Genomic DNA, 11,929 nt, shown 5'->3' with positions numbered 1-11,929 from the left:
AGGTGGGATTTTTGTTTATTAAGATTATTTAACTGTTGCTGTGCTTGTGATCAATTCAACAGCTTTTTTGATTGTGATATCGTGTTTCAACATATCAGCTGAAAGCAAGCTTTGTACTTGAGCAACTTCCATGTTGTAGTCTGTTGCCAATTGCTCGATTTCTTTTTGGATTTCTTCTTCTGAAGCGTCAAATCCTTCAGCTTTCGCAACTGCTTCGATAACAAGGTTAGTCTTCGTACGTGACTCAGCTTCTCCCTCGTATTGTTTGTGAAGGTCTTCTTGAGTAGTTCCAGTGATTTGGAAGTACATGTCAGGGTTGATACCTTGACGTTGCAAGTTTCCAAGGAATTCATTTACTGAACGGTGAACTTCTTCGTGGATCATTTCTTCTGGAAGTTCTACGATTTCAGCGTTTTCTACAGCTTTATCAATTGCTGCACCTTCAACGGCATCTTTGTAAGCTTCTTCTTTAGCTTCAGACAATTCTTTGCGGTATTTTTCTTTCAATTCAGCAAGTGTTTCAACTTCTTCATCGATGTCTTTTGCAAGCTCATCGTCAAGAGCTGGAACTTCTTTCGCTTTTACTTCGTGGATAGTTGTCACGAATTTAGCTTCTTTACCTGCAAGGTCTTCTGCTTGGTAGTCTTCTGGGAATGTTACGATAACATCAACAGTTTCACCAGCTGAGTGACCTACCAATTGGTCTTCGAAACCAGGGATGAATTGACCTGAACCAAGTCCAAGTGAGAAGTTTTCACCTTTTCCACCGTCAAATTCAACACCGTCGATAGAACCAACAAAGTCGATGACAACAGTGTCGCCGTTTTCAGCAGCAGCTTCCTTTATAACCAATTCAGCCAAGTTGTTGCGTTCGCGTTCGATACGCTCTTCAACGTCAGCGTCAGTTACTTCTTTTTCAACATCTACTGATACTTCAAGGTTTTTATAGTCACCCAATTTTACTTCAGGTTTTGTAACGACTTCAGCAGTGATAACCCAGTCTTGACCTTTTTCCATTGAAGTTACGTCAATTTTTGGTTGAGCAACCACTTCAAGACCAGCTTCTTTTACAGCTGCTTCATAAGCATTTGGCAAAAGAGCGTTCATAACGTCTTGGTAAAGTGACTCTTCACCAAATTTTTTGTCGAAGATAGGACGTGGAAGGTGACCTTTACGGAAACCTGGAACATTAAGAGATTTCTTCACTGAGTTGAAGACACGATCCAATTCTGGTTTGATTTGGTCTTGAGAGATAGTGAAAGTCAAGACACCACGGTTTGTTTCTTTGTTTTCAAATGATACAGACATTCTGTCATTTCTCCTTAAAATTTTTTAAATACAGTCTATTATAACATAAATGGGCGACTTTTTTCAAGTAATGAATGCGCTTTTCAATCCTGCTGGAAGTATGGTTTCTTCTTAATTTTCTTTAGAATTCAAATATAATCTTATAAAAGGTATTCAGTAGTGGCTGATTACAGTTAAAAAACGAATCGCCCATACATCCCTCATTAGGCGATTCGTTTTTCTTATTTAACCACAACCACTTTGTAATATTCGTTTGAGTGTGGAGATTCAATCTTAATTTTTTGACCATAGAAACCATCGATTTCTTTGTCAAGATAATCTCTAACTCCTGATGGCAAGCGTTTCATCTTAAGAATCTCACCGGATTGATCCGCATAGGCTAGAATGTGATAGTGAGTAGTGGTTGCTCCATCATCAATCAGTACAAAGTAACCTGTTTTAAGCTTACCTTGTTCATTTTCTAAATAGTATAGTTTATTGTTATTGATTGTGAAGTAAGTAGACGGAAGTCTAAGTCGTACACCTGGGTCTTCTAGATAAAGATCATTGCCAACTTTTTTGATTTCTGATCTAGTTGTCATCTCTGGAAGTGGTAATACTCTACGACCATCTGCTCCAAAGTAATATCGACCTGGCAGATTTTGGAAATTACGAATAACAGCTTTAGGATCAATTTCTTGTCCTTCTTCTTTATTATCTACTAAAGCTAAGATTGTATTTGCAACATGATCCCCATATTTGTCGGAAAACTTCTTGAACTCAGGTTTGACATACCAAGTGTTTTTAGCCACTATAACATCAGTAAATTTATTCCCATCATATTTTGCTTTAATCAGATATTCATATCCATCGCCTAAACGAACAATATCATCATGTTTATAAGGGCTATCTTGTAAAGTGAACATATGTCCATCCTTGCTGAGAATATAGCCTGTTCCATCACTAGAATTTACAACTCTATCAGAGGCCATTGCACCTGATTGTTCAAAATAATACCAATCACCATTTATGCACTCCCAACCTGTCATCATAGAACCACTAAAATGAAGATAGTACCATGTGTTGCCTTCTTTGTACCAGCCAGTACGCATAGCGCCACTATTAGCTAATGAGTACCAGGTGTTACCTTCCTTGTACCAGCCAGTGCGCATAGCACCACTATCTGCTAGGGAATACCATGTATTTCCGTCTTTGAGCCAGCCTGTCTGCATTTTACCAGCGCTATCGAAGTGATACCAAGAGCCAGCATTTTGCACCCATTTACTTTTAGCTAAGCTTCCATCTTGAGAAAGATTCCAGTCAGCGCCATTTTTTACCCAAGTATCTGCAGCCTGTACTTGATTGATAGACAATAGTAGGCCAGCACCTGCAAGCAAACCAAGTGTGAGTAATTTAGATTTTTTCATAGCCATTTCCTCCACGAATTGAAACTGAGAGATAGAGTTAGTTTAACCATCTTTTTTATAACACTCTTAAAGAGATGAAATAAAGTCCTTAACGCTCTAGTGACCTTATTTTAATAATTTACGGAGACATGATTCTAACCTCCTTTTGGATTTTATATATCCTTTGATAAATACTACATTACTTTAGTTATCTTTAGCTTCATTTTACTCCCCTATAAAATGAATGTCAACAAATAACATAAAACATTGTGAAAAAAATATTTTATCGTGCTAGAGGTACTTACTCGCTTCTTTGATACTAGGTTCAGTCACTTCTCCAATATTATTTTTACATATCTATTAAAAGTCCTCATGCCCTACCAAGTGATGCTGAAAGGCATAGACTGCTGCCTGGGTACGATCACTGACTTCCAGCTTGGCTAGGATGTTGGACACATGGGTCTTGACCGTCTTGAGAGAGATAAAAAGTTCATCAGCGATGCGCTGATTTTCGTAGCCCTTGGCAATGAGTTGAAGTACATCTCGCTCACGCGCAGTCAAGTCCTCATGAAGTTCTATGTGATTGCAGTGGTATTCGACCTTCTTGCTGACCTCTTGTTCAATAGCCAACTCGCCAGCAGCCACCTTACGGACGGCATGGAGTAGTTCGTCCGCACTAGAAGTTTTGAGCATATAGCCACGAGCACCTGCATCTAAGACGGGCATGATTTTTTCATTGTCCAAATAAGAGCTCACAATCAAAATCTTGGCTTCAGGCCATTCTTTGAGGATAGCCAAGGTCGCATCAATTCCATTTATCTCAGGCATAACGATATCCATGACAATGACATCTGGACGCAGTTTCAAGGCCAAGTCAATACCTTGAGACCCGTTTGCCGCCTCGCCCACAACTTCTACATCGTCTTGGAGGTCAAAGTAACTTTTCAAGCCCAATCGGACCATTTCATGGTCATCTACTAGTAAAATTTTCATCTCTACTCCTTTATGATTCCTTACCTAACAAGGGAATACGGATATCAACTGCCAGTCCTTGCTTGGGAGCTGTTAATAACTGAACCGTCCCTGCCATATCTTCGACCCGCTCCTTGATATTACGAAGTCCATAACTCAAGTCGTCTAAGCTCCCCAACTGGAAACCAATCCCATTATCCACCACCTTCAGCTGCAATTCAACATCCGTCTGATAGAGATAGACATCCAAACAAGAGGCCTGGGCATGGCGGAGGGTATTGCTGATCAACTCCTGCAAGATGCGGAAGATATGCTCCTCGATTTTCTTGGGCAATTTCGTCACATTTTGCTTGAAACTAACCTTGAGATCGCTCTTGTCCTCAAGCTCTTTTAGGAGAATTTGAATCCCTTCAATCAAGCCCTTCTGTTCCAATTCAACTGGTCGCAAATGCAAGAGCAAGACCCGCAAATCCTTCTGGGCTGTTTCAAGGATGGCTGTAACACTCTGCAACTGGATCTGCATCTTTTCTCTATCCAATTTCAAAGCCTGCTGACTGACGCCTGACAAAATCATGTGGGCCGCAAACAACTCCTGACTGACTGTATCGTGCAAATCCCGAGCAATCCGCTTCCGTTCTTTCTCGATGATTTCCTCTTCCTGAGCAAGACTGTGATTTTCAGCCTTTTGAAGTGCTTCTGTCAAGAGGTTAAGTTTGCCAGATAAGGACTTAAAGCTGGCATCCAAATCTGGATCTGCAACCTGAACCACTTCTTGCCCTGCCAACAAACGCTTAAGATTAGCCTGCATTTTTCTTAGAGAAAGCTCTTCCACACCTCGCCAAAACAGGGCTAAAAGACAGGTCATGGACAAGCTGAATACCAACAACAAAAAGACAAATTTTTCTGTTTTTTCAACATTATGCAGGAAAATAGACCAGTCAAAGTCAAGGATGTCCATTAAGCTGTGAGAGAAAAATAAGACAAACATAAAGGAGGTGAGAGCAATGATTACATAGGCTTGTTTTTTCATCCTCTAACCACCTCAACATCTCCAATCATAGTGGTCAAGAAAATCTTGACACTCTTGTTACTCTTAAGGTAGTCTCTTGTTTCTTGATGATAGTGTTCATTTCGGAGGGGTCGCTTGGGCTGGTTAAAGAAAGTCAAATCACCATAGAGACAGTTAACGCTGAGACTGACTTCCACATCTACAGGCACAATGATTTTGGTCGTACCTACCATCTTTCTGAGGATAATGACATTATCGTGATTGGTTAAGATGACCCTCTCCAGATGAATGGTATCCTTGCCCATGAGGCGAAAGAGATTGATATCATCAAACTGGCAAGTCTGGTAGCTTGAAAAATGATGGAGATTTCCAAACCAACGATTTTTCTCCTTCTTAACCGTTACCACCTCTTCAAAAACCAAATTAATCTGCTCTTTTTCTTGATTCATCATCGGATAAAGAAGAAAGAGGCTATAAATAACTGAAACAAAAATAGCTAATATCACAAAAGGATTGAGCATGACGATGAAAAAGAAGAGAATGGTTGCCACCACTAAAAGAAGATTATTGCCTTCTTTACCAGTGTAATAGCGAATCAAAAGCAAAAAGAGGAATAGAATCAGCAGAAAACGCAAAAAATGCTCTGATACCATCAAAATCAGAGCTCCTGTCAAAAGACAGGCTTCGATAAATAAAAAGACTTTAAATTTTCTCATAGGTTCATCCTCTCCCTTCTATTTTATCACAATTCAAAAAAGTCACCTCAGTCTGAAGATGGAAAAAAGGCGGTGGTTACGCCTTTTTCATCTGATCCTTTGCTTCTTTTAATTTTCCATAGAGAAGATAGTTTACTTTTTGCAAATCTGCTATGGTGGCACAATTAAGGGCACACATAATCAAACGCAGATCGTCTTTCCAGCCTTGGACAATGCCAATCACTTCCTCAACCGAATAGCTTTCAACCAATTCCAGAACTGTTCGAGACAGTCCCACGGCTTTGGCACCAAAGACTAGGCACTTAATCATATCCAGAGGATTTCGAACCCCTCCACTAACCAAGAGTTCGACCTTGTCTTTCCAGTCTTGGGTATTGAGAAGGGCTTGCATGGTGGACTGGCCCCATTGATTGAGGTAATCACGTTGACCACTACGACGGTTTTCGATATAAGCAAAGCTGGTGCCACCACGACCTGATAGGTCAACAGTTCGAACACCCAGTTCATAGGCTCTTTCGATGGTCTTGACATCCATTCCAAAGCCCACTTCCTTGAGAACAATAGGAACGGGGATTTGCTTACTATAATCTGCTAGATGCGATTGCCAGCTTCGAAACTCTCTTTCTCCCTCTGGCATGAGCAATTCCTGCATAACATTGACATGCACTTGCAGTAGAAGAGGATTCATCTCTTCTACAGCCTGCAGTCCCAACTCAACAGGCTTGTCCAATCCAATATTGGTTCCAAGGAGGAGATTTGGATGATCAGACTTGACAGAAAAAGAGTCATCTGCTGGATCTTTGAGGGCTGCGCTATAAGAACCCGTTACAAATAAAATACCACAGGCTTCCGCCACCTGAGCCAGCTTTTGATTGATTTCTCTTCCCTTATCGCTTCCACCCGTCATAGCATTGATATAAAAAGGAAAGTCCCACTTTCGACCAGCAAACTCTGTCGATAGATTGATTTCATCCAGATCGTAAAGAGGCAAAGAAGAATGAATCAACTCCACCTCATCAAAGCTATTATAGGAACTTTTCTGCTCAAGGGCATAGCGGATGTGCTCATCCTTACGATTTGTCGTCATGTCCTATCCTTTCTTGGTATAAGAGCTCAATCCCCAGATCGGCCCAACGGTTTTTTATGGTTTCAGTTGATTGCTCATCAAAACTCAAGGCAATACCACAATCACCACCACCAGCACCGCTACTCTTGGCAACAGCTTGCAAATCTTGACTAGCTACCTTCAACTGTCTAAGCGAAGGCGTGTAAATATCTGCGCTCAAGCCTTCTAACAGCTTGCTTGCTACTTCAACTTGCTCGATAATTTTTTCTGCATTTCCCAGCTCCAAGGCTTCTACCAAAGCAGCCACTGTTGCTTTTGAGGAAGTTAAAAAATTCTGATTGATGTTTTGCTTGATTTGCTGGACCATGTCACTAGATACAGCCACTTCCTTGGTCCATCCCACTAGGAAATCACATTCTAAAGTTGGTTTCACTTGTGAAATTGAAAAGCCCCAATCACGCTCCAGAACAGTCGCCAAATTTTCTTCTTCCAACCAAGCAGCCACCTTCTGGCGATCAAATGACTGGTAGAGAACCAATTCCTCTGCCACAATACAGGCAAGGTCTCCCATAGAACCATTGTCTCCGCGCTTGAGCAAGACAGCGCTAGCCAACTTTAACAAGAGCTCCTGATCAACAGAAACATCATACAGAGCCAGTAAAGCCTTGATAACCAAGACAACGACACTACCGCTAGAACCCAGACCAAACTTTTTCCCTTCTCGTTCCATTTTTCCTCGAATTTCTATAGAAAAAGGTTTTAAAGTTTGACCTCGATAAGTCAGGAAATCTTCCACTAAAGCAATCGTTTCTTGAATCAAGCTGTAGGCAGGATTTGGCGTCAAGTCCACTACGAAATCAAACATGTCTGAGTAGATACGATAGTTCTCAGAAAAAGCAATCTCGCCCTTCATATAGATGGGAATATCCTTTATCAAGGCTAACTGCCCTGGCTCTAAAATAGCATATTCACCTGCCCAATAGAGTTTTCCACAAGTTTTAACAGCAATCATCTTGGCTCAAATCCTTTGTTTTTGACACAATCAAGCGATAACGTTGACCGAAGATTTCTGACAAATGCTCCAAATCTTTCTCCTGACAAAGGACCTTAACATTGGGACCAGCATCCATGGTAAAGTAGCAAGCTTCTCCTTGCTGACGAAGCTGGCGGACAAAGTCCATAGCTTCATAAGATGCATCCGTCAGATAAGAAAAGGCTGGTGATGCTGTTTTGGTCGTAGCGTGCATAGCCAGGGCATTTTTCTCAGTCAATTCCCCAACCTTGGCAAAGTCATTTTCCTTGAGATAAACCAGCATATCCTGATAGTCTTTCTCAGACTGACGCACCCAGTCATCAAAAGTCGTCGAGGTTTCCACACAAAGTTTCATTCCATCACGACTGGAGATTGGTTTTTTCTTATCCTCTAGCACCAACATAATCATAGCTAATTTCAAGTCTGTCTCTACAGGGTAAATCTCCCCACTATCCTTATCCCAGGCACCTAGCGGTCCATAAAAACTCCGAGAAGAAGATCCTGAGGCAAACTTAGCCTCCTGTGCTAACTGACTTCTATCCAAACCAAGCTTGAAATAAGCATTACAAGCCTTGACCAAGGCGGACAAACCACTAGAGCTTGAAGATAGGCCCGCTGCCGTAGGCATATTATTTTGAGTATCAATACGAACAAAACCCTCACCAGCTGGACGGTAACGGTCAATAATCTTGCTCATCTTGGCATGCTCAGCCTCATTTTGTAGCTGACCATTGATATAAAAGGCATCAGCAGTAGCATCTGTCGGTAGCGGCGACAAGGTCGTCTCTGTGTACATATTTTCCAAAGTCAGAGAAATACTGCTAGTAGCAGGAACCATCTCTTTCTCTTTTTTCTTTCCCCAATATTTGATAATAGCAATATTTGCGTAGGAACGTACTGTTACAGGCTCTCGATCCATGTCTGAACAGCTCCTTTCTCTTCTAATCTTTCTGCTAGTTTTTGAGCTTGAGTCAAATTGGTTGTCAAGGCGATAATACAGCCTCCTAGCCCACCACCGCTCATCTTGGCACCTAAAACACCATGGTTAAGAGCCGTTTCAACCAAAGAGTCTGCCTCAGGGCTACTAACACCAATTTCTTTTAAGTGTAAATGCGCTTGACTGAGGATTTTCCCCAGTCCTTCAGCATCTTTTCCTCTAATTGCATCTTCTGCCTGCTGAGTCAATTCTCCCAAGGCATGCAAAAACGGTAGGGCATCTTTCCCTTTACTTTGAACCACTTGGATGGCTTCACGAGTGTGACCATAAACGCCTGTATCTGCAATTACCAAATAAGCTGATAAATCCATCTCAAGCTCTGTAAATCCTACATTCTTAATAAAGCGAATAGGTTGGTCACTGAGACAGGTCTTAGCATCCAAACCACTTGGATTCATATGGGCAATCATCTCCGCCCGATTGACCAAGATTTCTAGTACATCATGAGGCAGATCAGCCTCATAGTAGTCAAATACCGCACGAATGGCCGCTATGCTGATAGCAGCTGACGAACCCATTCCCCGTTTTTCAGGGATAGCCGAGTCAATCTCACAGCGAATGCAAGCATCCTTGATATTTAGATGTTCAAGTGAAGCATACACCGCCATGGACAAGGTATCCTCCTCATAGAGGCGCCAAGGTCTGTCAGCAGGAACTACCTTACAAGTCACCTCCACCTCCAAAAGAGGCAGAGAAATGGCAGGATAACCGTAAACGACCGCATGCTCCCCTATTAAAATAATCTTACTATGTGCCTGACCGACACCAACTTTTTTTGTCATATTTTCCTTTTACTAGACGAAAAAGCCGTCTCATACTCAATGAAAATCAAAAAGCAAACTAGGAAGCTAGCCGCAGGCTGTACTTGAGTACGGTAAGGCGACGCTGACGTGGTTTGAATTTGATTTTCGAAGAGTATTATTTTTTCCTACAAGTATTTATTCTCTCCTATCTATTCTATTATATTTTCACAAAAAAAGCGATTGTTTCCTTCACAATCGCCTCTTTCATTATTGAACCCATTCGCCATTATAGTTGACGTAGTAGCCATCTACGGTCGTATTCACTGCCAAGGCACCTGAGCTATAAGCATAGTACCATTTACTACCGACCTGGAACCAGCCAGTTGCCATAGCTCCTGATGAACGGAGATAGTACCACTTGTTACCGAGGTATTGCCAGCCTGTTTTCATATCTCCATTTGACTGGTCTAAATAATACCAAGTTGAGCCTTCCTGATACCAACCAGTTGCCATAGCCCCTAATGAACGGAGGTAGTACCACTTATTGCCAAGTTGTTTCCAACCAGTTTGCATTGTAGCAGTTGTTGGATCTAGATAGTACCAAGTTGAGTTATCATTTGTCCAACCACGCACTAGCTCCCCAACCGTTAAACTGTTGATACGAGCATCGAAGCCACCATCCTTCTGTAAATAATACCAGTGTCCCTCATCATGAACCCAACCAGTTTTTAAAGTATGATAGCTACGCTGATCTTCAAAATAATAGACTCGTTTCTCTGCTGGACTATCATATTGTTCCCCATGATGTTTGTTGGTATTGGTAGCAGTTTTTGCCTCTAAAACTTGCTTGCCAACAAATTCTTGTAAGACACCATCTTGTCCAAAGTAGTACCATTGTGGCATTGGCATAGATTCTAATCTCAAACCATTTGGGTAAGGACCAATTGTACTACCTTTAGATGGAAACGGGATATATTGCCAGCCGACAACCATTTCTCCTGATACATGATCAAAATAATAGGTCTTGCCATCAATCACTCGCCAGGCCTTTTCTTTGATCTCACCCTTCTTATAGTAGGTTCTACCATTTTCTTGGACAAATTGCCAGCCTTCTGAATCAGCATCATCCGCCAATACTATACTTGTTGCTAGCAAACCGAAGAAAAAGACTGCTAATGCGATTGGCATCAATTTTTTTATTATTTTCATTAGACCTATCCTCCATAACTGATTGTAGCAAATACAAAATCGCATGTCAACATATAAAGAACTCATATAAAAAGCAGTTCCAAAACTGTGTACTGACCCCAAAAAGTTAGACAATTAATTTATCCGAAGGATTTAGTTCTGTATTGCACAGGACTGAGTCCTTTTAGTTTTACCTTAATTCGTTTATTGTTGTAGTAATCAATATAGTCTACAATGGCTTGTTCCAATTGGTTGAGCGACTCAAATGACTTCTCATAACCATAAAACATCTCCGATTTCAGAATACCAAAGAAAGATTCCATCATGCCGTTGTCTGGGCTGTTACCTTTACGTGACATGGATGCTTGAATTCCCTTACCCTCTAGAAACTGATGATAAGAATCGTGTTGATATTGCCAGCCTTGGTCACTATGGAGAATCGTATTCTCGTAGCGCTTCTCTGTGAATGCTTGTTCCAACATTGTTTTTACTTGTTCTAAGTTGGGTGAAGTTGAAAGATTATAGGCGATAATTTCGCTATTAAAGCCATCTAAAACTGGTGATAAGTAAAGCTTTTGAGCGCTTGCTGGAATGGCAAATTCTGTCACGTCCGTATAACACTTTTCCATTGGTTTAGCTGCTTCAAATTGGCGTTGAATAAGGTTGTCTGCTTTCTTGCCAACATCTCCTTTATGAGAAGAATACTTGCGTTTCTTGCGGATTCTAGCTTGTAAATTGAGCACTTTCATCAAGCGTTGAACTCTTTTATGATTGACCACATAACCACGATTTCTTAATTCTAAATGGATTCGACGATAGCCGTAATTTCCTTTTTGTTCGGTAAAAATAGCTTGAATTTCAGCTTTAAGCTTTTGATCCTTATCTGGTTTGTCTAGCTGTTTCAAATGATAGTAGTAGGTCGAACGAGCGAGTTTAATGGTTTTTAGAAGAATATCTAACGAAAAATCAGTGATTAATTCTTGAACAATTTCTGTCTTTCTTCTTTCTCTTTTTCCTCCTTCAAGCGGAGTTCTCTCAACTTTTTTAGGACAGCATTCTCCGCTCTCAGATACTCGTTTTCTGCTTGAAGTCGTTCTAACTCTGTCATCTCTTCGGGTTTCTTCTTTGGTTTACGTCCCATTTTAGGTACTCTCCCTCTTGTTTTCTCAACAATAGTATACCCGTTTTTCTTGTATTGTGCCATCCAATTTGGAAGCATACCACGATTTGGGAGAGCATATTCGAGAGAAACTCTATCTTGAGACCAGTTTTCATGTAGGACTTTATCAATCATTTCTTGTTTTAATTCAGGAGAATAGTAACGATTTTTTTCTTTTTTGACGAACTCTATTCCATAACGATCAATCAATTTAATCATGTACCTAATATTAGAATTGTTTATCCCAAATTTATTTGAAAGCTTCTCTAAGCTATATCCTTGTTTTCTAAGTTCATAGATCTGAACTTTATCATCATAAGTTAATTTCATAATAAAAACACCCCAAAAGTTAG

The 11,929-nt window shown here is 40.8% G+C and carries 11 protein-coding genes; all 11 read right to left on the bottom strand.

Features of this window, described 5'->3' with window-relative positions:
• Positions 1-24 precede the first annotated feature (24 nt).
• The 11 genes from tig to ADJ60_RS11320 all read right to left on the bottom strand — a co-directional run bounded on the left by tig (position 25) and on the right by ADJ60_RS11320 (position 11,906).
• Complete coding sequence (tig, locus tag ADJ60_RS09750) at positions 25-1,308, bottom strand: trigger factor (protein WP_049544777.1); 1,284 nt, start codon at positions 1,306-1,308, stop codon at positions 25-27.
• A gap of 221 nt (positions 1,309-1,529) precedes the next feature.
• On the bottom strand, positions 1,530-2,714 hold the full coding sequence (locus ADJ60_RS09745) for an N-acetylmuramoyl-L-alanine amidase family protein (RefSeq protein WP_049544776.1): 1,185 nt from the start codon (positions 2,712-2,714) through the stop codon (positions 1,530-1,532).
• A 339-nt stretch (positions 2,715-3,053) separates the two neighbouring features.
• Positions 3,054-3,686 (bottom strand): response regulator transcription factor, encoded by a 633-nt coding sequence (locus tag ADJ60_RS09740; RefSeq protein WP_049544775.1) that lies wholly within the window; start codon positions 3,684-3,686, stop codon positions 3,054-3,056.
• Between the two features lie 10 nt (positions 3,687-3,696).
• Complete coding sequence (locus tag ADJ60_RS09735; RefSeq protein ID WP_049544774.1) at positions 3,697-4,695, bottom strand: sensor histidine kinase; 999 nt, start codon at positions 4,693-4,695, stop codon at positions 3,697-3,699.
• The gene (liaF, locus tag ADJ60_RS09730; protein ID WP_049544773.1) at positions 4,692-5,390 is read right to left on the bottom strand and encodes a cell wall-active antibiotics response protein LiaF; all 699 of its coding nucleotides are present in this window, start codon (positions 5,388-5,390) and stop codon (positions 4,692-4,694) included. Before liaF ends, ADJ60_RS09735 begins: the two co-directional genes overlap by 4 nt.
• A gap of 76 nt (positions 5,391-5,466) precedes the next feature.
• On the bottom strand, positions 5,467-6,477 hold the full coding sequence (gene fni / locus ADJ60_RS09725; RefSeq protein ID WP_049544772.1) for a type 2 isopentenyl-diphosphate Delta-isomerase: 1,011 nt from the start codon (positions 6,475-6,477) through the stop codon (positions 5,467-5,469).
• Positions 6,461-7,468, bottom strand: coding sequence for a phosphomevalonate kinase (locus ADJ60_RS09720; RefSeq protein ID WP_049544771.1), 1,008 nt, complete (start codon positions 7,466-7,468; stop codon positions 6,461-6,463). Before ADJ60_RS09720 ends, fni begins: the two co-directional genes overlap by 17 nt.
• Entirely contained in the window at positions 7,455-8,408 is a 954-nt protein-coding gene (gene mvaD, locus ADJ60_RS09715; RefSeq protein WP_049544770.1) for a diphosphomevalonate decarboxylase, read from the bottom strand. Before mvaD ends, ADJ60_RS09720 begins: the two co-directional genes overlap by 14 nt.
• The gene (mvk, locus tag ADJ60_RS09710) at positions 8,390-9,268 is read right to left on the bottom strand and encodes a mevalonate kinase (RefSeq protein ID WP_024057841.1); all 879 of its coding nucleotides are present in this window, start codon (positions 9,266-9,268) and stop codon (positions 8,390-8,392) included. The genes mvaD and mvk overlap by 19 nt, the downstream gene beginning before the upstream one ends.
• 228 nt (positions 9,269-9,496) lie before the next feature.
• Positions 9,497-10,438 (bottom strand): N-acetylmuramoyl-L-alanine amidase family protein, encoded by a 942-nt coding sequence (locus tag ADJ60_RS09705; RefSeq protein WP_049544769.1) that lies wholly within the window; start codon positions 10,436-10,438, stop codon positions 9,497-9,499.
• Positions 10,439-10,557: 119 nt separating this feature from the next.
• A protein-coding gene (locus tag ADJ60_RS11320) for an IS3 family transposase (protein ID WP_152907437.1) occupies positions 10,558-11,906 on the bottom strand; the annotation gives its coding sequence in 2 pieces (ribosomal slippage) (positions 10,558-11,465 and positions 11,465-11,906; 1,350 coding nt in all).
• Positions 11,907-11,929: the final 23 nt, after the last annotated feature.

The organism is Streptococcus pseudopneumoniae (assembly GCF_001076775.1).
Taxonomy (GTDB): Bacteria; Bacillota; Bacilli; order Lactobacillales; family Streptococcaceae; genus Streptococcus; species Streptococcus pseudopneumoniae_G.
The sequence above is the reverse complement of the archived record's forward strand: the minus strand, read 5'-3'. Positions and strand labels throughout refer to the sequence as shown.